Raw genomic sequence first — 21,001 nt, forward strand, 5'->3', positions numbered from 1 at the left:
ATAAGTTTACTAAGAGTGGGGGGATTGGCTTGGTAAACGTGATCTGGTTTATTTTACTGGGGGCCGGGATCTTTACAGCTGCTCTTAACGGCAAAATTGAAGTCATAACCACAGCTGCACTGAATTCGGCCAAAGCAGCTGTTAATATCGGTTTTGAGCTAATCGGTTTGATGGCTTTGTGGCTAGGTTTACTAAAGATTGCGGAGGAAGCGGGATTTGTTAATTTTGTTGCCAGGATCTTCAAACCTTTAACCGGGTTCTTATTTCCCAGCATTCCCAAAGATCATCCCGCCATGGGAGCAATTGTGATGAACCTCAGCGCCAATATTTTAGGCCTGGGCAATGCCGCCACTCCTTTGGGTTTAAAAGCCATGCAAGAAATGCAAAAATTAAATCAAAATAACGAAGAAGCATCTGAAGCAATGTGCACTTTTCTGGGACTAAACACTTCCTGTATTACCCTAATTCCTGCAACGATTATTGGCATCCGGGCTTCTGCCGGCTCCGCAGATCCTACGGAAATAGTAGGCACAACCATTTTCACCACTGCTGTCGGCATGCTTGCGGCGATTGTTGCCGACCGCTTGTTGCGCAATACTTACCGCAAAAAGAAAAGGTGGTAGCAGTTCCATGTGGGTTCTGGATGTGATTTCTCGCTGGGCAATCCCCTTTTTACTTTTTACTATACCTCTGGTCGGCTTGTTTAAAGGTATCCGAGTTTACGAAACCTTTGTCACCGGTGCTGAACAAGGTTTTATCACGGCAATTAAGATTATTCCCTTTTTGGTTGGGATGCTCACCGCCATTGGTGTTTTTAGGGCTTCCGGGGCTATGGATTATTTTGTGGATTTTTTAAGCCCCCTTTTGCAGCTGCTCCATTTCCCGCCTGAAATATTGCCTTTGGCCATCATGAGGCCCCTCTCGGGTGGGGGTTCTTTAGGTATTGCTGCCGAATTAATCCACACCTATGGCCCGGATTCTTTTATCGGTCGGCTGGCATCCACTATGCAGGGAAGTACGGATACAACATTTTATATAATCACTGTTTATTTTGGCTCCGTAGGGATTAAGAAGTATCGCTATGCTATCACTTTAGGGTTGATTGCCGATCTAACCACTTTACTAGCAGCGATTTTTATCACTAACCTGCTTTTTCCAAGTTAGGCAATTGAAATATGCCAACCCTCGTTTGGCATATTTTTATTTTTTGGCAGGTAAATTACTTTATTTTGGCAAATATATTATTACTTCACCTTTTTGGACAGGCTATCAGTAGTAAAAAGAGCAGCACATTAGAAAGCTGGCGGGTGATAAATTGAGTGAAATACGCTTGCACAAACTGCTGGCCGAAGCCGGAATTGCTTCCAGGCGGACCAGCGAAAAATTAATTGCCGCAGGGAAAGTTTATGTAAACGGGCAAAAAGTTACCAAAATGGGTTTTAAGGTCATCCCGGAGCATGATGTGGTTACTGTTGAAGGTAAGCCTGTAAAGCTTCCCGCAACCAAAATTTACTTGCTCCTAAATAAACCCCGGGGATTTGTGACAACGCTTAAAGATCCGCAAGGGAGACGAACAATAGTTGACCTTTTACCGGATGTTCCCGAGCGGGTTCATCCGGTGGGCCGGCTGGATTATGATACTGAAGGGTTATTGCTTCTGACCAACGATGGCCAGTTTACTTACGCACTGACCCACCCCAAACACCTGATCGAAAAAACTTATCTGGCTTTAGTTAAAGGGGTTCCCGATCATGCTGATTTACAACAGCTACGTTCCGGCATCATGTTAGCTGACGGTATAACGGCCCCGGCTAAAGCCCGGATTGTCCGTAAGTTTAAAGGTATGGCTCTAATAGAGCTAACAATCCATGAAGGCCGTAACCGCCAGGTCAGACGGATGCTTGAGGCTTTAGGACACCCGGTGCTCCGTTTGAAAAGAACTAAAATAGGCAACTTAGGTTTGGGCAAATTACGAGTAGGCCAGTACCGTTATTTGGAACGAAAGGAAGTGGAAGGTTTGTTGGGATACGGTTCTAATGGCGCCACTGGCTGATATCCTTGCCCCCATAGCCATCCAAAATGTTAGCTGTTTGCTTGGCATGATCGTTATTGGTTTCTATGACTAGTAAAATTAAGCCGGCTGAAACTTGGCTTCGGTAGTATGCGGCGTGGTTACCATCGACCCCGTAATAGTTTAATGAAACAGCAAGGTTTTTATCTCCTTGTTTCAGGGCGCCGCTCAAGGGGCCACCTGCTACAACAGAGCCAATTTCTTCGACTGGCAGAGGCCCCGCCTGAACTAATATGCCGTTAAAATCGGGCAGCGGTGCGCCTGGATTGCCGGAATTTGTATTTTCATTATGTTTAACTACAAGTGAAATTTGGTTGTTGGCAAGCCCTTTCTCGCCGATTTCTTTAATGGCTCTACGGGCTTCATCCATGGATTTAAATGTGGCTAAAATTACACTGCGATTGCTCAAAGTATGCCCTCCTTTACAGGGAATTTGCTATTAGGTTTGCTGGTTGGTAGATTATTTATGCACTTCATTGTAAAGAATAGAAGATAAAAGAAATTATGGATTTCAGAAAGGAAGGTTAGTATGCCTAGATGCTTAGGTTGTGGCAATTCTTCCCACTTTGTAAGCACTGCAGTTCCTCGTACAGTTCCTTGGAACAATGGACCAAATTCAGGTTTAATAGGAGTTTTTGCTGAAGGAGCACTTGTGAACATTGAGAACCAGGGAATGGATTTCGAGCAAATCCAGGCTGCTTGGAATAACCCACATCAATATTTTGATTCATGTAGTTACTGCGGATCCACAAATATAGTCTGGCCTTAGAAAGTAGATAAAGTAGATAAGGAAAGGTGAAGAGAGCTAATGGGAGGAAAACTGGAAAAAGGTCTGGTACAAGTTTACACCGGCAATGGAAAGGGTAAAAGCACCGCATCTTTTGGACTTGCCGTCCGGGCAGTTGGAGGTGGGCTTAAGGTTTATATCATTCAATTCTTAAAGACAGGCATAGATTATGGTGAAATCGTTGCTTTATCGCGTTTTGAACCGGAATTGTGCATAAAATCTTTTGGCAGAAAAGGTTTTATCCGTGGGACTGGTCCCACCGACCAGGATTTTCAGCTTGCGGAGGAAGCATTTGCTTTAGCCAGGCAAGTAGCGCGGGAAGGAAAAGTAGACCTGCTGATTTTGGATGAAATAAATACGGCCCTATATTTTAAGTTGTTAAAACTGGAAGAGGTTTTAGATTTTTTGGCGCATAAGCCAGAAGATTTGGAAGTGGTTTTAACCGGCAGGTATGCGCCTCAGGAAATAATAGAAGCTGCGGATCTGGTTACAGAAATGCGCATGATTAAACACCCGTATGAAAAGGGGATAGCCGCCAGAAAAGGAATCGAATTTTAAGCGGGAAAGGAGGAACCAGAGTGAAAATAAGGATCAATGACGAAATTATCAATCGAGATTTACAGGTTAAACTGCGGCTGGACTATAAGGGGGAAGCACAAAGCAGATTTTTTTTCGGGGGGAAAACCAGTGAACGGGCTGCTGAAGAAATACGGGAACAGCGAGTGGCGTTGCTCCGAAATGTGCCATTTCAGGGAATCACCATCAATGACTTGGATGCCACTTTGGAAACCTATACTGTGCATGACGAGGTTACGGGAGAGGAAATAGCATATGCTCCCGTAAATTTGGAATTGATGGCTGACAGCATAGAGGATATTTTACGCTTTGTGGTCAGGGATGAATTCCGCAAAGTAGAGGTCCTGGAGCCCGAAGAAATTATTTTAACCAAGCAGGATCTGGAACGGCTGCTTTTTAAGGTAAATGAAGAGATGCGGGCATATCGCAGCTCTTTGGAAAAAAAGTATAGCAGCAAGTAGCACTTATTTGAAAATCAAGAAGGAATTTTCCAAACAGTTTAGAATAAAAAGCTTTATAACCAACTTTATTTGATAGTGTTTGGAGGAAGGCAGAATGGTAAAAATGTATTATGACAATGATGCAGACTTATCCCTTTTGCATGGTAAAAAAATTGCTGTAATAGGTTATGGCAGTCAGGGACATGCCCAGGCGCAAAACCTCAAGGACAGCGGTTTAGACGTTGTGGTGGGTCTGCGGCAGGGAAGCAAGAATTGGGCTCAGGCTGAGCAGGACGGGCTCAAGGTGATGACTGTGGCTGAAGCCGCTAAAGTGGCTGATGTTATTCAGATATTACTTCCCGATGAAGTTCAAGCAAGCGTATATAAAGCGGAAATACTGCCAAACCTGGAAGAAGGGAATGCACTGGTTTTTTCCCACGGTTTCAATATCCATTTTGGACAAGTTGTTCCGCCGGCAAATGTGGACGTGTTTATGGTAGCACCAAAAAGCCCCGGCCATTTAGTCAGAAGGATGTATGCTCAAGGAGCAGGTGTTCCCGGTTTGCTGGCAGTTTATCAGGATTACAGCGGCAAAGCAAAGGAATATGGTTTGGCTTACGCTAAAGGGATAGGCTGCACAAGAGCCGGGGTTATTGAAACAACATTCAAAGAAGAGACCGAGACTGACTTGTTTGGCGAACAAGCTGTCTTATGCGGAGGCGCAACCGCTTTAATTAAAGCGGGCTTTGAGACTTTGGTAGAGGCTGGCTATCAGCCGGAAATAGCTTATTTTGAATGCTTGCACGAATTGAAATTAATTGTGGATCTTCTCTACGAAGGCGGGTTAAACTGGATGCGTTTTTCCATCAGTGATACCGCCCAATATGGGGACCTCACAAGGGGACCAAGGATTATTACTGAAGTAACCAAAGAGGAAATGCGGCAAATTTTAAGAGAAATCCAATCCGGCGCTTTTGCTAAAGAATGGATTTTGGAAAATCAGTCAAACAGACCACAGTTCAATGCCCTTAATCAAATGGAAAATGAACATCTCATCGAAAAAGTTGGCTCAGAGCTGAGGAAAATGATGCCCTGGCTGAAAAAGTAGTGAAAGGCTTTAGCCTTTCACTTTTTATCATCTAGGGAAATGGGGTTGCATAAATGTTGTAGATAAATTTTTTCGATTTTGTTCTTACAATGGCGGTATATGAGGGGGGCAGCCATGAAAATTATTAGGTTTTTGCGTGGGGAAAAAATTCAGTACGGAGAGCTTGTTGATGGCTCTGTTGAACTGTTGGACGGTAGCATCGGTGCGGGTTTTGTTTCTACGGGTATTAGCTTAGCAGTTGAAGAAGTGCAGCTTTTGGCACCCTGTGAACCCACAAAAGTTATTGCGGTAGGTCTTAACTACAAAGACCATGCTGCCGAATTACAGATACCTTTGCCACAGGAGCCTGTTATCTTTTTAAAACCTCCTTCTGCTGTTATTGGACCGGGGCAGAAGATTATCTACCCTTCACAAAGCACCCGGGTTGATTATGAAGCTGAATTGGGAATTGTTATTGGAAAGATGGCCAAGAATATCACTGTGGATAAAGCAAATGAGTATATATTGGGCTACACTTGTGCCAATGACGTTACAGCCCGTGATTTGCAGCCTGTAAACGGCCAGTGGACTTTGGCCAAATCCTTTGATACTTTTTGTCCTTTAGGGCCGGTTATAGAGACCGGTATAGATGCCAACAACCTTGGTATCAGTTTGTGGTTGAATGGTCAGATCAGGCAACAATCCAACACCTGCCAAATGATTTTCGGGGTTGAGCAATTGGTCAGCTATGTTTCGTCCATTATGACTTTGCACCCGGGAGATGTAATTATTACCGGGACACCTAGCGGCATCGGTCCGATGCAGCCCGGTGATGAAGTAACGGTTGAGATAGAAAAAATTGGCAGGCTGACTAACGTGGTAGCAGGAACAAAAGTTGCCGTGTAAATGGGGGTAATAAGTTGGAAAAAGTAGTAATTGTAGGAGGCGGAGCAGCAGGCATATTTGCGGCTATAGGTGCCAAACAACTGGGGGCGCCTGTAACAATAATTGAAAAGAATAACAAATTGGGAATTAAGCTTTTAATCACCGGTAAAGGCCGCTGCAACCTAACAAATATTGGCGAAATAGATGACTTGATTGCAAGTTTTCCCGGCAACGGACCTTTTCTCTACAGTGCTTTTTATACTTTTTCCAACAGGGATTTAATTACTTTTTTTGAAAGCATCGGTGTTCCTGTGAAAGTGGAGCGTGGGGGCCGTGTTTTTCCCCAATCGGACCGAGCCAAAGATGTAATGCAAGCTCTAATTGCATATTTGACAAATCGTGGTGTGCAAATTGTGTTAAACACCGCTGTGGAAGGAATCAAAGCCGAAAATAATAGGGTTACCGGATACGTCGCAGGGGGTAAATTTTATCCTGCCCAAGCTTTGATCATTGCCACGGGTGGGTTGTCTTATCCTCGCACAGGTTCTACGGGGGATGGATATCGTTTTGCCCAATCCCTGGGACATCAAATTACTCCCCTGGAACCCTCCTTAGTGCCCCTGGAGGTCAAAGAGCAGTGGGCAAAGGAACTGGCAGGTTTAAGCCTGAAAAATGTTAAAGTTACAGCCCGTGATGCCAACAACAGGACAATTGCAGAAGAATTTGGGGAAATGTTATTCACTCACTTCGGTGTTTCCGGTCCAATTATCCTTACCTTAAGCAGATTTGTGGTGCCGGTTTTACGTAATACAGGTGAGTGGGTCAAATTGGAGCTTAACTTAAAACCCGCCTTGGACAGAGAAAAGTTGGATGCCAGGATCCAAAGAGATTTAAATAAATATTCCAGAAAGCAATTTAAAAACGCACTGGGAGATTTACTGCCCAAGGCTTTGATTGAACCGGTGATTGGTTTAAGCGGGATAGTTCCGGAAAAATTTTGCCACCAAATTACTAAAGAAGAGAGAAGAACCTTGGGGGAGCTGCTGCAGCAGCTGCCTTTAACTGTTACAGGGGCTCGTCCGATTACAGAAGCTATTGTAACCTCCGGAGGGATAAGCGTTAAAGAAATAAATCCAGCGAGTATGGAATCCAAATTAATTAAAGGGTTGTACTTTGCCGGCGAAGTGCTTGATATTGATGCCTATACAGGCGGCTACAATTTACAGGCAGCATTTTCAACCGGTTATGTGGCCGGTCAAGCAGCGGCCAAGCATTTAGGCTACTGTTAACGCTTAGGCAGGTGCTATTCTTGTTCTTCTAAGCATATGTTTTAAAGAAACCTTGGGGGGTGTTGTTTAGATGGACAGGAATAGAATGAGTGGAAACAGGTTGCACAAAGTGTCGGCAAGTTTTGATTTATGGCTGCAGTTTACGGTAGCGATTGTATTGTTTTTATTGGTAATGGTGCAAATATTTTTTAGCGCTTACCCGCTCGGTCTGCTTTTAGATCCGGTTGCCAAAACCTATGGGGAAACATGGCTGGGCAGCCACCCAGCTGCAGCTGTAGCCACAAACGAAATTCAGAACAAAATCTGGTCTACAGTAACAATAAAGGCCGAAAAGTATAGTTGTTTAAACAAAGCCAGGTTACTAATCAACGGGCAGTATATCACCGATTTCAGGAATAATCCTGTAACGGTTAGAGTCCTGGACGGAGATACGCTTGAGATTGATACCTCGTATTATAAGCATGCCCTTACTTTTAAAATTGTCGGAGTTTCGATGGATATTGTCTACCCTAAAGTTGGCGCGCTGTTTACAAACGACGATTCTAAGATTCTATTTAGGGTCAAAAGGAACAAAAAGACGGAGGTACAGCAGGATGGCTAACTATGGAAGTAAGAAAATAGCAAGTGTGGCAATACAGATGGCGCTGTCCGATTCCAGGGAAGAAGAAATCACACTTAAGGCTAAATTTCTGGAACTAGGAATAAAGACAGCTGCAGTAGATTATGGAGGGGAATATATTACCTCAATTAAGAAGATTGTTGAGCGAGCTGTAGTTGCGGCAAAGAGGGAAGGGGTAATTAAAGAAACTCATGCTGACGAAGGGGCGGTAGCAGGTGCCACCCGTGAGGCGCTGGCTCAAATAATGCCGAAAGCTATAGGTTTAAATGTCGGAGGGAAGATTGGTATAGCCCGTCAGCAGGACCACGTTAGCGTAGCAGTCTTTTTTGGTATAGGGCTGCTACATTTAGATGAAGTTGGGATTGGATTGGGGCACAGGGCAGTTCCTTAATAGGAGGGGATAGGAAGATGGCAATAAGAGGAATCAGAGGAGCAATTTCTGTTGAGGAAAATAGTGTAACGGCCATTAATGCGGCCACTGTAAAGGTCTTGCAAAGCATGATTACAACAAATCAAATTGCGGTTGAAGATATTGTCAGTGTGTTTTTTACTGCGACAGCGGACATTGATGCCGTTTACCCTGCCCAGGCTGCCAGGGAAATGGGCTGGGTGAATGTGCCTATGCTTTGTTTTCAAGAAATGCAAGTACGCGATAGTTTAAAAAAGATAATCAGAGTTTTGTTACATGTAAATACCGACAAAAACCAAGCGGAGATAATACATGTTTATTTGGGCGAAGCACAAAAACTGCGCCCCGATCTGACAGGAGAAATTAATAATGGCAAATGAGGGTGGTTAAAAATGCGTACTAAAGTCACAGGGATTACGGATACGGCCTCTGCTCTTAAACTTATCGAAGCTGGAGTAGATGTCTTGGTTTTCGATTTTTCCAAAGAGACTTGCCCCGAAGTTTATCGGGATATAAGCACCAAATTACCTCCTTTGGTTATGAAATCGGGACTTTTCACTAATTCTCCCAAATACGAAGTTGAGGAATTGGCCACATTTTGCAAGCTGGACCTGCTTGAATTTAAAGGGGAGCAATTTAATAACAATTACCGGGGTTTCAGCCAACCGGTGATCAAGATTATTGATTCACATAATCACTTGATGAAAAATTGGGCAGAGTCCCACGTGGCGATGCTGCAGTTACCGCTAAGCTTATACAAATCAGCCGAAATCTCTTTTCAACCAGTTATAGTCGATCTTGGCCAAGGGCTTAATTTTTCGCAAATCACCCTCAGGAAACCTTACGCACTTAATTTTATTCATGATGGTTCAGAAGAACACTTGCAGTTTTTATGTTCTTTAATTAGACAAGCCAATGCCAGTTTTTAACGATTTTTAAGATAAAGATGATTGCAAACATTGGCTGAAAATGGTATGATTTCGTTAATCTATAACTGCAAAAGCGGTTGTAGATAGGTAGGATGGTAGACAGTATGAAAAACGAAGGAGGTAGGACGGCGGTATGGTAGAACTACGGTTTGACCTTTGTTTTGTCACTCTCGGAGGGTGGCTTTTTCATTTTTGCAGCCCGTGAGGATGGTGTGGATTTTCATTAGGATGCGGAAATAATTTTATGAAGGAGGAGTCCACATGATAGTTGTATTGAATCACGGCGTGACACAGGAACAGGTACAGGCGGTGTTGGACCGCTTGGACAGGGAAGGATTTAAAGTCCATTTGTCCAAGGGGGACGCCCGCACCATCATCGGGGTAATAGGCGAAAACACCAAGACAAGGTTGCCCGGTTTAGCTCTGGAAGCTATGCCGGGGGTCGAAAAAGTGGTACCTATTCTCCAGCCTTTTAAACTTGCAGGCAGGGATTTTAAACCTGAAGATACAGTTATCCAGGTAGGGGATTTGGAAATAGGGGGCAAACAAATTCAGGTGGCTGCAGGGCCGTGCGCAGTTGAGAGCCGAGAGCAATTGTTGGAAGCAGCCCGGCTGGTCAAAAAAGCGGGAGCTACTATTTTGCGTGGTGGCGCCTATAAGCCTAGAACATCACCCTACTCTTTTCAGGGGTTGGAGCAGGAAGGGCTGCGCTTTTTAGCCGAAGCCAGGGAAGAAACAGGTCTGGCCATTGTAACAGAAGCTACTGATCCCGCTAATTTACAGTTGGTGGCCCAGTACGCAGATATAATTCAAATCGGTGCTCGCAATATGCAAAATTTTCAGCTGTTAAAAGAAGCAGGAAAACTCAATAAACCGGTACTTTTAAAGAGAGGTCCCAGCGCCACCATCGAAGAATGGATTCTGGCTGCGGAATATATTATGGCTGCAGGCAATTACCAGGTGATTTTTTGTGAACGCGGGATTAGAACCTTTGAGACTTATACCAGAAACACCCTTGATTTGAGCAGCGTACCCCTGATTAAGCAATTAACCCATTTGCCCATTTTTGTCGATCCCAGTCATGGTACAGGTAAGTGGAGTCTGGTGCCGGCCATGGCCAGGGCAGGAATTGCTGCCGGGGCCGACGGGCTGATTGTGGAAGTTCATCCAAACCCCAGCGAAGCACTGTCCGATGGCCCACAGTCCCTTACTCCCGAGAATTTCGAGGTAGCGATGAAGGAAGTAAAAGGAGTGGCACATTTGTTAGATAAAGAAGTAGCGAGGCTCAACAAATGAGCATCAAAGTTGGTTATCTAGGGCCGGAGGGTACTTTTACAGAACAGGCAGCTAAAAAATGGGCAGATCAGTCGTTGGAAAAACCTGCACAGTTGTTCCCGGTAAGCAACATTCCTCAATTGGTGCACAATGTGTGCGACGGTGAGTTTGTTTATGGGGTATTGCCTGTAGAAAATTCAATTGAGGGTACGGTAAATCTTACTGTAGATACCCTAATCAAAGCTAAAGCGGTAATCATAGGTGAAGTAATTACGGAAATTGAACATTGCCTTGTTTTAAAAAAAGGTGCTAGCCATAAGATCCAGGTCGTTTTTTCCCACCCCCAGGCTTTGGCTCAGTGTTATGATTATCTCTCCAGGGAGTTTGCTGGTGTGAATTTGGTCCAGGTTGCCAGTACTGCTGAGGCTGCCAGAATGGTTGCGGAAGGGCCGCCAGGTTGGGCGGCCGTCTGCTCCAAGCATGCTGCTATGAGTTACGGGCTCGATATTTTAGCAGCAGGAATTCAGGATTATCTTGAAAACAAAACCAGATTTTTGGTAATTGGGAAAAATATAGCCCCACCATCGGGATTTGATAAAACCTCGTTAGTTATTGCTTTGCCTCAAAACCGACCGGGAGGGCTCTATAGGGTTTTAAAGGAGTTTGCTGATGCTGAGATCAATTTGACTAAAATAGAATCCCGCCCCACCAAAAAAGAACTGGGGGAGTACCTCTTTTGGATAGACTGCGAGGGTCATATAGAAGACGATAAACTAAAAAAGGTTTTAAAACAATTATCTACCCAAGCTGCTCTGCTGACCATTTTAGGGTCTTACCCCAGGGCTCATGGAGGTGCTAAACTATGAGGGATATTGCGCAAGTTACGGTTGTTGGTTTGGGTTTGATGGGGGGATCTTTTGCCCTGGCCTTAAAAGACTGTGCCCTAGTTCAGGAGTTGGTCGGCGTTGATCTGGAACAACATAACATTGATTTGGCTTTAAAGATGCATGCTATAGATTGGGGAACTACTGATGCCCGCAAGGGAGTAGAAAATGCTGATTTAATTATCCTGGCTACCCCGGTAGGTCAGATGGTTGCGCTGGCAAAAGCAATTGAACCGAGCATCAAAAAAGGGGCCATTATTACCGATGTGGGCAGCTGTAAGTTTCAACTGGTGGATGCTTTGGAAAAAATTTTTGGAATAGAAAAACACTATATTGGCGGGCACCCGATGGCCGGCTCGGAACAGGCAGGTATTGCTGCAGCCAACCGTTTTTTATTCGAAAATGCAGTCTATGTTTTAACACCCACAGCCTCTACTAACAGTCAGGCTCTGGCGGTTTTAGAGGAATTAATTTTATCGACAGGAGCACGGGTTTTGAAACTTGATCCGGGGCAGCATGATTTAATTGTAGCAGCTGTCAGCCATTTGCCTCATCTTTTGGCGGTAAATCTTGTAAACACTGCCGGGCAGTTGGCCAAGCAAGAACCTTTAACGCTGTTGTTAGCCGCCGGAGGTTTCAGAGATACAACCCGGATTGCCATGGGCAATGCTATCATGTGGCGGGACATTTGTCTCGCCAATAAAGCTATGCTTAAGTCCATGCTAGGATCTTTCAAGGAACAGCTGGCCAGGTTGGAACAAGCTATCGAGCAGGAAAACCAAGCAGATCTTCTGGAATTGTTCCAGAATGCTCGGGAACTGCGCAGCAGGATACCTGTTAAGGCTAAGGGACTCTTACCCAATTTATTTGAAGTGGTGGTAACTGTCCCGGATAAGCCGGGAATGATTGCGGAAATTGCGGGACTACTTGCTGCAGAATCTATTAACATTACCGACATTGAGATCTTACGGGTGCGGGAAGCTGAGGGCGGTACCATTCGGATAGGTTTTACGACTGAAGAAGAGTTATCTTTAGCCATGCAAGTCTTACGCAATCACAATTTTGTGGCTAGACAAAGGTGAAAGAGGGATTGGATGATTAAAGAAATTACCCCCGTAAACAATTTAAAGGGCGAGCTTACAATTCCAGGAGATAAATCCATCTCGCACCGGGCACTGCTTTTAGGGGCTTTGGCAGAAGGCAAAACTGAAATTTCCGGTTTTTTGCCAGGTGCCGATTGCCTCAGCACCTTAGAATGCCTCCGGCAAATGGGTGTTATGATTGAGCGACCGACCGAGACAAACGTAATTATTAAAGGTTCAGGCCTAAACGGGTTGAAAGAACCGTCCCAAGTGCTTGATGCAGGTAATTCCGGAACAACTGCTAGGCTGCTATTAGGCATTTTAGCAGGACAGAGATTTTTCAGCGCTCTAACGGGCGACTTTTCCTTGCGCCAAAGACCCATGGGGCGGGTAGTAGAGCCGCTTAAGCAGATGGGAGCCCAAATTTCCGGTCGCCAATCGGCTAATTTGTTACCTCTGGCAGTTACGGGCAAACAACTGCATGGTATAGACTATCTTTCTCCCGTTGCCAGCGCTCAATTAAAATCAGCATTGCTTTTGGCGGGATTATATGCTGAGGGCCCGACATCAGTCATGGAACCCAGCAAGTCCAGGGACCACAGCGAAAGAATGCTGCAATTTTTTGGGGCAAAGCTCCATGTTGACGGATTAAAAGTCACAGTACACCCAGGGGGAAAAATGGAAGCGAGGAAGGTGGTTGTTCCCGGCGACATTTCATCCGCGGCATTTTTTATAGTGGCAGGCTTAATTGTACCTAATTCTGAGCTGCTAATTAAAAATGTGGGTATAAATCCTACCAGAACCGGTTTAATCACTGCATTACAACAAATGAATGGGCAAATCGAAGTGATTAACCGTCGGGAGGAAGTCGGGGAGCCTGTTGCCGATTTATTGATCAAAAGCTCAGATTTAAAGGCTGCTACTATTAAAGGTGATATTATTCCCACATTAATTGACGAAGTGCCTGCTTTAACAGTGGCCGCGCTTTTTGCGGAAGGTGAGACGGTGATTATGGATGCTGCAGAATTAAGGGTCAAAGAATCAGACCGGATTGCAGTTTTAGCTGAAGAATTGCAAAAAATAGGTGGGCAGGTGCAGGAACTACCTGATGGCTTACGAATCCGTGGGGGAAGGGCTTTAAGGGGTTCCCTATGCTCAAGTCATCATGATCACCGGATAGCCATGGCTTTGGCAGTGGCAGGCTTACGGACGGAAGGTAAAATGCAAATTGCCGATTTTGAATGTACTGCTATATCTTACCCCGGTTTTGCTGAGGATTTAAAACGGCTTTGCAGCTGAATCGCAGTGGAGGTAATAGGATGCAATCTAAGGGCAACATTGCTATAGATGGTCCTGCGGGAGCAGGTAAAAGCACTGTAGCCAAACTGGTAGCTCAAGAACTTAATTATGTATATATAGATACCGGCGCAATGTACAGGGCGTTAACCTGGAAAGCAATAAAAGAAAAAATTGCCCTCGATGATGAGGAAGCTTTAAACCGGCTGGCGCAGGATACGGAAATAGCTTTTGAAAAAAAGCCAGGTACTAAGAACCAAATTGTTTTATGCGACGGGGAAGATATTACATTGGCAATCCGCAGCCCCGAAGTATCACAGGCAGTTTCTCAAGTAGCCCGGGTACCGGCTGTTCGGGAAATTTTGGTGGGGCAACAAAGAAGATTGGCTGAAACTGGCAATGTTGTGATGGATGGACGTGATATTGGCAGTAACGTTTTGCCCGATGCTCCATTTAAATTCTTTTTAACTGCTTCCTTAGAAACAAGGGCCCGGCGCAGGTATAAGGAGCTCATTTCCAAAGGTTATCAAACAAGTCTGAAGCAGTTGCAAAGAGAAATAGCAGAGCGGGATGCTATGGACAGCCAGCGTGAAATGGCGCCACTTATTAAAGCGCATGATGCGGTACAAATAGATACCGGCTGTTTCTCCCCCCAACAAGTGGCAGACATCATAGTTCAACATGTCCGGGAGCGGCTTTGAAGTGTTAAAGCATGCTGTTCCCTGCTGGCGAAGAAAAAAGGTGTTGCAAAACACTTTTTTTCAGACCGTCGACAAACTATTTTTAGCACTCTAAAAATTGTAACCCTTGTACCGCTGCTCCGGGATGACATCGCCAAGAGCGCTGCCCTGCTCAGAGTTTAACTTCCAGCGGCACGCGGTGACGCGACGTCCTATCGCTCCGCCGCTCTTGCGGCGTCCGTGCCGCTCGTCCGCTTCCAGTCAAACTCTTCGCAGAGCGCTCTATGGCTTGTCATATGTCGCAGCTAAACACAGGGGGTTACAATTTTTGCATTTGTCTACACTGAAAAGGTGTTGTTAAACGCCTTTTTATACTTTATAAAGCTGTTTTTTCAATTTGTGCAGGAATTTTATGATTTTCCACGAAAAATAAATAATGTTTGACCAATTACCATAAACTATTATTACTTTTTTAAAGACTGGTGAAGTGCTTTTGCAAATCATTATTGCCAAAAATGCCGGCTTTTGTTTCGGGGTCAGAAGGGCTTTAAACCTTACGGAAGAAGCCAACGCTAATTCAGCGGAACCGCTTTATACTTTAGGACCGCTGATTCATAACCGGCAAGTTGTAGAAAGGTTAAAGCAAAAAGGAGTTGAAGCTCTGTCCGGTTTAGAGGAGGTATCCGGGGGACGGCTGGTCATCAGGTCCCACGGTGTTGGGCCGGAAGTGAAGAAAGCAGCTGAAACAAAGTTTAAAGTAATTGACGCTACTTGTCCTTATGTGATGAAAGCCCAGCAATTGGCGGCTGAATTAACCGGCCAAGGTTATCAGATAGTTATTTTGGGTGACAAAATGCATCCGGAAGTGGCAGGACTGCTGGGGTGGGCCGAAGGCAGGGCTGTTGTTGTAGAGAATGCGGAGGAAGCTCAAGAAATTTCTTATCAGGATAAGGTAGCGCTAATTGCTCAGACTACCCAAAGGCCTGAGACTTTACAAGCGGTAGAAAATGTGCTACGGGGTAAAATAAAGGATCTGGTAGTTTTTGATACGATTTGTCGGGCTACCAAGGAGCGGCAGGATGCAACCCAATCTTTGGCCCGGGAAGTAGACGTAATGATTGTCATTGGCGGTAGAAACAGCGCCAATACTAATAAATTAGTTAGCATTTGCCGGGGTACCGGAACTCCTACCTACCATGTAGAAGAGGCTAGTGAGCTCCAGCCCCAATGGTTTTCAAATGCGGATAAAGTAGGGGTCACCGCCGGTGCCTCTACACCAGATTGGATTATTGAGGAGGTTGTACAAAGAATGACAGATTTAAACCAGGAGGAAATTAAAACGGAAGGAGCAATTGAAGAAGTAGATAACAACGCAGGCGAAACTTCCAAAGATTCTGCTGAATTTACTTTAACTGCGGAAATGAAAACAATGCATAAAGGAGATATTTTGGAAGGCACTGTAGTCCAAATAACAGATAGCGGGGTTATGGTTGACATAGGCGGTAAATCCGAAGGTATAATTCCACTGGCTGAATTAAGTATTAATAATATCAGCAATCCTTCCGAAGTGGTTAAAACAGGGGATAAAGTCCAGGTTATGGTCTTGCGGGTGGAAAACGAAGAAGGCTATCCCGTTCTCTCCAAAAAGAGGGCAGAACGCAAATTAGCTTGGGAAAAGCTCTCCAAGGCCATGACTGATAATCAAGAAATAACTGCGCCTGTTGTAGAAGTAGTAAAAGGCGGAGTACTGGTTGATGTTGGGGTAAGAGGTTTTGTTCCCGCTTCCTTGTTGGAAAGAGGGTATGTGGAGAACCTGGATGTTTACCTGGGCAGAACCTTACGTTTGCGGGTAATTGAGATCGACAAGGAAAAGAATAAGGTTGTCTTGTCTCAGAAAGCAATCCTGGATGAAGAGTATGAGAAGCAGCGGCAAGCTACTTGGGAAAGTCTGGCTGTTGGGCAAGTTCGCAAAGGAGTGGTAAGGCGTTTAACCAACTTTGGGGCTTTCGTCGATCTCGGCGGAGTGGATGGTCTTTTACACGTTTCGGAGCTTGCTTATGGAAGAGTGAACCATCCGAAAGAAGTCTTAAGCGAAGGGCAAGAGATCGAAGTCAAAATCTTGGACTTAGACCGTGATAAAGGTAAAGTTTCTTTAAGCTTGAAAGACCTTCTGCCTAACCCATGGTCAAATGTACCTGAAAAATACCCGGTTGGCGCAGTTGTTAACGGAAAAGTTTTGCGCATTGCCCCATTTGGTGCATTCGTGGAATTAGAGCCGGGGGTAGAAGGTTTAGTTCACATTTCTCAATTAGCCCACCATCATGTTGCCAAAGTTGAAGATGTAGTTCATGTAGGAGATACGGTTAAGGTCAAGATCCTGAATATCGACCAAAACGCACAAAAAATAAGCCTTAGCGTTAAAGAAGCTGAAGGCGCCAAAAAAGAAACTCCCAAGGAGGAACCGGCTACTCAGTACCAATCTTCTGAAGCAAACGTTACCCTTGGCGATGTATTCGGGGACTTATTTGGAGAAAGGAAGAATGGGGACTAAGCGGCACAGCCTCAGGGAATCCCGAAAGCTTGACCACATAAATTTAGCATTGCATCTACCTGAAGGGCCCATGTCAAACGGCTTTGAGGATATACATCTTGTACATCAAGCTCTTCCGGAACTGAACTATGGTGAGATTGATTTACGTTGCTGCTGGTTAAATAAAAAACTGGAGGCGCCACTACTCATCAACGCAATTACTGGGGGTGCCGAAGATACGACAGCTATTAACGCATCCTTAGCCAGAGTGGCTCGTAGGTTTGGTTTGGGCATGGCTGTGGGTTCACAGACCGCAGCGTTGAAAAATTTTCAAATGGAAAAGACGTATCGCGTTGCCCGGCAGGAAAATCCGGAAGGGTTGTTACTGGCTAACATCAGTGCAACCGCTCGTTGGTCCGATGCACTCCGGGCGGTAGAGATGATTGAGGCGGACGGACTGCAACTTCATCTCAATGTTTTACAAGAACTGTTGATGCCGGAAGGTGACAGGTGCTTCAAAGGTGTTTTGGACAACATTGGGGAGATTGTTTCCCGTAGCCCTGTGCCTGTAATTGTCAAAGAAGTTGGTTTCGGTTTTTCCAAAGAAGCAGCTCTTAAACTATACGAACAAGGTGTTCAAAACCTTGATGTGGGAGGAAAAGGCGGAACAAATTTTGCAGCTATTGAAAATTCCCGTACCAAGCTAAACGCCAGAGATACATTTGTCGAGTGGGGACTTTCTACTGCCAGCAGCCTTTTGGAAGTAAGCAGTCTTAATTTACCAGTACAATTAATCGCTTCAGGCGGAATACGCACCGGGGTTGAAGTTGTGAAGGCATTAAGGCTAGGTGCTACTCTGGCGGGCATTGCAGGCAGTTTTTTGAAAACTCTTTTAACAAAGAGCGAAAGCGATTTGGCTTCACTGGTGGAGACCCTTATTTCCGAAATAAAAATAACAATGCTTTTGACTGGAGCCGGTAATTTACAAGTTCTCCATGCTGTTCCCGTCGTTATTACCGGTGCTACTTTGGAATGGGCAAAGCAGCGCAAGATAAATATCATTTATTAGCAAAACGGCGAAAAGCCGTTTTTTTTTCTTTTTGTGGCTATAACCAACCGTATATTTTAATTTTTCTCCGGGCAATCTAAGCCTGTAAATATTTTAGTTTATTTTTCCAAACAGAAAGGAGCGTTCAGTATGACTGGATTTCCAGTGGGAATGATTGCTTTATTAATTGTTACAATCCTCGTTTATTTTGGCTTAGCCCATCGTGTTTTGGATCGCATGAGATTAACCGATAAGGCTGCCTTAATTATTTTAGCCAGCATTATAATTGGTAGCTTTATCAATATTCCTTTAAGCAGGGGAAGAGTGGATGCCTCCATCAATGTAGGAGGGGGAATCGTCCCAGTAGTGCTAGCTATTTATGTACTCAGCCGTGCCGGCACCTCTAAAGAATGGATAAGAGCATTGGGTGCTACTGTGGCAACGGCGTTAGCCGTGTTTTTTATTAATACATATTTGATGAGTGAAGATCCTTGGCAAACTGGCACCGATTTTATCGATCCTCTATATGTTTATCCGCTTGTGGCGGGCTTAGTTGCCTACCTGGTAGGGCGTTCCAGGCGATCTGCCTTTATAGCGGCAATTCTTGGCGTCCTCAGCCTGGATGTAGTAGATTTTATAAGGCTACAAGCCGGTGGAACACCTGGGGCGGTAAATATAGGAGGCGCCGGGGCATTTGACACCATCATTTTGTCTGGTATTGTTGCAGTTTTGTTGACTGAAATAATTGGAGAAACAAGGGAAAGACTGCAAGGGGGGCCGGAATCGGAAGGTAGGCCCGAGGAACTAATCAGAGGTTTAGACGGTGTAAAGATGTCAAACCGGGGAGCAGCGCCTGCTCTGAAAAGGGATTTGCGAGATAATGCTCAAAAGGAAAAAAAAGAAGAAGGTGATGGTAAAAATGAGTAAACGTTGGATTTTATCGCTTGCCTTGGTAATGTTTGCCATAGGATGTGGATTACTCACTCAAACAGTTAACAATACATATTTATTCCCTGCTGAAGATTTGGCGGTCATCAATCTGCCTGGAATCGGGGTGTGGGAAAACGAAAGAGTCGACGGCGGTTTCTTTACTATTGTGGATGAACAAGGTAAGGTGCTGGATAAAATGTCCCGGGTTGTTTATGTAGGGGACGAACTCATTGCTGAAGACAATAAACAGTACCGGGTAGATAAAGTGGTAGGCGATCGTGCCATAGCAAGGCTTGTAGTTGAAAATGCTCTAGCCGGCTATGAGGATTTTGCCAAACAGGTTTTTAGTAAAAAGTCGGTGCCTACTCAGACAGGTAAAAATTTAGTGGCGCTTTATCATACTCATTCGGCAGAATCTTATGTCCCAACGGATGGTACTGATAGTTTGCCTGGCCGCGGGGGTATTTTTAAAGTAGGGGATAACGTAGCATCAGGTTTAGAAAACCGCGGTATTGAGGCAATGCACAGCAAAAGGCCTCATGAACCAAGAGATTCCAATGCCTACCGTCGTTCCAGAAGGACGGCTTTGGAACTGTTAAAAGCAGGCCCTGCCGCAATTATTGATGTTCACCGGGATGGAATACCCGATCCTGATTTCTACCAAGCCGAAGTAGCGGGAAATAACGTTACAAAAATTCGTTTAGTTGTGGGCAGGCAAAACCAAAATATGCAAGCAAATTTGGATTTTGCCAAAAGGGTAAAAGCCGGAGTCAATGAGGTTTATCCGGGTCTGGTTAAGAGCATCTTTTTGGCCAAGGGTAATTATAACCAGGATTTATCTCCCCGATCCATGTTGATCGAAGTGGGGACTCATACCAATGACAGGCATAGGGCGGAGATAGGCGCTAAATTATTTGCCGATGCATTGCCAGCCGTCCTGGGCATAGTATCCCCGACAGCTCCTGCTCAACCAGGTCCTGCAGCCCCTGGCAGAACAACTCCTGCAACACGAGGGGACTGGTCTGCATTATGGTTGGTGTTAGGGGTTGCGTTAATTGGAGGAGCAGCCTTTTTGCTGGTAAGCACGGGAAGCCTGCAAGGCGCAGTTGACAAAGTCAAACAGTTCACCTCCTCTGAATGGGCGAATTTTATGGGAAAACTACCCGCAAAGGGAAATACAAAATCACAATCCAAAAACGGTGACGAAATCGATAACGAAGATCGTAATAAGGAAAGAGCTAGGTGGCAAAAAGATTAAGCGACTGATTGCAGGGGGGTAGCGCTAGTGGATAAATACGGTCTAATTATATTGGTTAGTATAATTATGGGCACAGTGGCCAGGCTCTTAATGCTAAGAACCGATTACCGTTTTTATCCGGGCTACCCCCATGGCTATGTAACCCACATATCGGTTGGCTTCATTGCTGCAGCCTTGGGGGCGGTAGCTGTTCCAGCGCTGGCCGAAAAAGATTTTACCGCAGTCACGTTTTTGGCGCTAGCGGCTCAGCAATTTCGTGAGATTAGAAATATGGAGAGGGAAGCGTTGGCAAAACTAGAAAAGAGAGAACTGGTGCCAAGAGGCTTAGATTATATTGAAGGAATTGCCAAAGTGTTTGAAGCGCGCAATTATTTGGTCATGGGGACTTCTTTGCTGGTTAGTTTTGTCAGCTATTTCTCAAACTATATATGGGGAATCGCTTCAGGGATAGCAGCTTTTGTGATCGCCAAAATGTTGATGCGGGGCGAAACTATCGCCGATATTGCCACTATTCAAGCGGCCCGACTTCATTTTGAAGGTCCTTTTTTAAAAGCAGATGAAATTGTAATCATGAATGTGGGCCTGAAAAAAGCACAAGAAAAAATCATGCGCGATGGTTTGGCAGTGCGAATAATTCCTAAAAACGATAACGGACGATTGACATTGCATGATGCAGGACAAAGACAAGCAATTATCCATACAGCAGCAGCTTTGTTGGGAACGAAGAGAGAAATTGGCGAAGCGGAGTGGACTCCATTGGCACGAAAGAATTTAGATACAGGAGAAGTCTGTTTATTTATAATTCCAAACGAGCCTGATCTTGACTGCTTAATTGAGGCAGTCAAAAGAACACCGGTTTTAGAGAGCGCAAAGCGCAGGCCGCTTGCTACCACGATTGGTAAAGCTGCTGCAGATTAACCAGGTAA

At 44.9% G+C, this 21,001-nt stretch carries 23 protein-coding genes; 22 read left to right on the forward strand and 1 reads right to left on the reverse strand.

Annotated features, from left to right (window positions below):
* Positions 1-29 precede the first annotated feature (29 nt).
* The 3 genes from EYS13_RS03880 (at position 30) to EYS13_RS03890 (ending at position 2,053) form a co-directional block, all read left to right on the forward strand.
* Positions 30-623 (forward strand): nucleoside recognition domain-containing protein, encoded by a 594-nt coding sequence (locus EYS13_RS03880; RefSeq protein WP_423055298.1) that lies wholly within the window; start codon positions 30-32, stop codon positions 621-623.
* A 7-nt stretch (positions 624-630) separates the two neighbouring features.
* The gene (locus tag EYS13_RS03885) at positions 631-1,164 is read left to right on the forward strand and encodes a spore maturation protein (protein ID WP_227766117.1); all 534 of its coding nucleotides are present in this window, start codon (positions 631-633) and stop codon (positions 1,162-1,164) included.
* Between the two features lie 151 nt (positions 1,165-1,315).
* The gene (locus EYS13_RS03890; protein WP_227766120.1) at positions 1,316-2,053 is read left to right on the forward strand and encodes a pseudouridine synthase; all 738 of its coding nucleotides are present in this window, start codon (positions 1,316-1,318) and stop codon (positions 2,051-2,053) included.
* On the opposite strand, the gene EYS13_RS03895 is transcribed toward EYS13_RS03890, so the two are convergent.
* Positions 2,034-2,480: a hypothetical protein gene (locus EYS13_RS03895; protein ID WP_227766122.1), complete on the reverse strand. Its 447-nt coding sequence runs from the start codon at positions 2,478-2,480 to the stop codon at positions 2,034-2,036. The two genes, EYS13_RS03890 and EYS13_RS03895, sit on opposite strands and share 20 nt — an antisense overlap.
* Positions 2,481-2,879: 399 nt before the next feature.
* Here EYS13_RS03895 and cobO point away from each other — a divergent pair, with 399 nt between their 5' ends.
* The 19 genes from cobO to EYS13_RS03990 all read left to right on the forward strand — a co-directional run bounded on the left by cobO (position 2,880) and on the right by EYS13_RS03990 (position 20,993).
* On the forward strand, positions 2,880-3,416 hold the full coding sequence (cobO, locus tag EYS13_RS03900; RefSeq protein WP_227766124.1) for a cob(I)yrinic acid a,c-diamide adenosyltransferase: 537 nt from the start codon (positions 2,880-2,882) through the stop codon (positions 3,414-3,416).
* A gap of 20 nt (positions 3,417-3,436) precedes the next feature.
* A complete protein-coding gene (locus EYS13_RS03905) occupies positions 3,437-3,895 on the forward strand; it encodes a hypothetical protein (RefSeq protein WP_227766127.1) in 459 nt (152 codons plus the stop codon).
* Positions 3,896-3,989: 94 nt separating this feature from the next.
* Positions 3,990-4,982: a ketol-acid reductoisomerase gene (ilvC, locus tag EYS13_RS03910; RefSeq protein ID WP_227766128.1), complete on the forward strand. Its 993-nt coding sequence runs from the start codon at positions 3,990-3,992 to the stop codon at positions 4,980-4,982.
* A 114-nt stretch (positions 4,983-5,096) separates the two neighbouring features.
* Positions 5,097-5,867, forward strand: a complete 771-nt coding sequence (locus EYS13_RS03915; RefSeq protein ID WP_227766131.1) for a fumarylacetoacetate hydrolase family protein — start codon at positions 5,097-5,099, stop codon at positions 5,865-5,867.
* Positions 5,868-5,881: 14 nt separating this feature from the next.
* Positions 5,882-7,135 carry a BaiN/RdsA family NAD(P)/FAD-dependent oxidoreductase gene (locus tag EYS13_RS03920; RefSeq protein ID WP_227766132.1) on the forward strand — a complete coding sequence of 418 codons (1,254 nt, stop codon included), beginning with the start codon at positions 5,882-5,884 and terminating at the stop codon, positions 7,133-7,135.
* Positions 7,136-7,205: 70 nt separating this feature from the next.
* On the forward strand, positions 7,206-7,736 hold the full coding sequence (locus EYS13_RS03925) for a hypothetical protein (protein WP_227766135.1): 531 nt from the start codon (positions 7,206-7,208) through the stop codon (positions 7,734-7,736).
* The gene (locus EYS13_RS03930; protein ID WP_227766137.1) at positions 7,729-8,145 is read left to right on the forward strand and encodes a HutP family protein; all 417 of its coding nucleotides are present in this window, start codon (positions 7,729-7,731) and stop codon (positions 8,143-8,145) included. Before EYS13_RS03925 ends, EYS13_RS03930 begins: the two co-directional genes overlap by 8 nt.
* Positions 8,146-8,162: 17 nt before the next feature.
* On the forward strand, positions 8,163-8,543 hold the full coding sequence (aroH, locus tag EYS13_RS03935; RefSeq protein ID WP_227766138.1) for a chorismate mutase: 381 nt from the start codon (positions 8,163-8,165) through the stop codon (positions 8,541-8,543).
* Between the two features lie 12 nt (positions 8,544-8,555).
* Complete coding sequence (locus EYS13_RS03940) at positions 8,556-9,092, forward strand: beta/alpha barrel domain-containing protein (protein ID WP_227766140.1); 537 nt, start codon at positions 8,556-8,558, stop codon at positions 9,090-9,092.
* Between the two features lie 261 nt (positions 9,093-9,353).
* The gene (gene aroF, locus EYS13_RS03945) at positions 9,354-10,388 is read left to right on the forward strand and encodes a 3-deoxy-7-phosphoheptulonate synthase (RefSeq protein WP_227766142.1); all 1,035 of its coding nucleotides are present in this window, start codon (positions 9,354-9,356) and stop codon (positions 10,386-10,388) included.
* Positions 10,385-11,233: a prephenate dehydratase gene (gene pheA / locus EYS13_RS03950; RefSeq protein ID WP_227766145.1), complete on the forward strand. Its 849-nt coding sequence runs from the start codon at positions 10,385-10,387 to the stop codon at positions 11,231-11,233. The genes aroF and pheA overlap by 4 nt, the downstream gene beginning before the upstream one ends.
* Positions 11,230-12,333 carry a prephenate dehydrogenase gene (locus tag EYS13_RS03955; RefSeq protein ID WP_227766147.1) on the forward strand — a complete coding sequence of 368 codons (1,104 nt, stop codon included), beginning with the start codon at positions 11,230-11,232 and terminating at the stop codon, positions 12,331-12,333. The genes pheA and EYS13_RS03955 overlap by 4 nt, the downstream gene beginning before the upstream one ends.
* A gap of 12 nt (positions 12,334-12,345) precedes the next feature.
* Positions 12,346-13,632, forward strand: a complete 1,287-nt coding sequence (aroA, locus tag EYS13_RS03960; protein ID WP_227766149.1) for a 3-phosphoshikimate 1-carboxyvinyltransferase — start codon at positions 12,346-12,348, stop codon at positions 13,630-13,632.
* A gap of 20 nt (positions 13,633-13,652) precedes the next feature.
* Positions 13,653-14,330 (forward strand): (d)CMP kinase, encoded by a 678-nt coding sequence (gene cmk, locus EYS13_RS03965; RefSeq protein WP_227766151.1) that lies wholly within the window; start codon positions 13,653-13,655, stop codon positions 14,328-14,330.
* Between the two features lie 466 nt (positions 14,331-14,796).
* Positions 14,797-16,860, forward strand: coding sequence for a bifunctional 4-hydroxy-3-methylbut-2-enyl diphosphate reductase/30S ribosomal protein S1 (locus EYS13_RS03970; protein ID WP_423055299.1), 2,064 nt, complete (start codon positions 14,797-14,799; stop codon positions 16,858-16,860).
* A complete protein-coding gene (fni, locus tag EYS13_RS03975; RefSeq protein WP_227766155.1) occupies positions 16,850-17,908 on the forward strand; it encodes a type 2 isopentenyl-diphosphate Delta-isomerase in 1,059 nt (352 codons plus the stop codon). The genes EYS13_RS03970 and fni overlap by 11 nt, the downstream gene beginning before the upstream one ends.
* Positions 17,909-18,037: 129 nt before the next feature.
* On the forward strand, positions 18,038-18,814 hold the full coding sequence (locus tag EYS13_RS03980; RefSeq protein ID WP_227766156.1) for a DUF1614 domain-containing protein: 777 nt from the start codon (positions 18,038-18,040) through the stop codon (positions 18,812-18,814).
* The gene (gene spoIIP / locus EYS13_RS03985) at positions 18,807-20,075 is read left to right on the forward strand and encodes a stage II sporulation protein P (protein WP_227766158.1); all 1,269 of its coding nucleotides are present in this window, start codon (positions 18,807-18,809) and stop codon (positions 20,073-20,075) included. Before EYS13_RS03980 ends, spoIIP begins: the two co-directional genes overlap by 8 nt.
* Positions 20,076-20,102: 27 nt before the next feature.
* Positions 20,103-20,993 (forward strand): YIEGIA family protein, encoded by an 891-nt coding sequence (locus EYS13_RS03990; RefSeq protein WP_227766161.1) that lies wholly within the window; start codon positions 20,103-20,105, stop codon positions 20,991-20,993.
* Positions 20,994-21,001: the final 8 nt, after the last annotated feature.

Source organism: Zhaonella formicivorans, assembly GCF_004353525.1.
Lineage (GTDB): Bacteria > Bacillota > DUOV01 > DUOV01 > Zhaonellaceae > Zhaonella > Zhaonella formicivorans.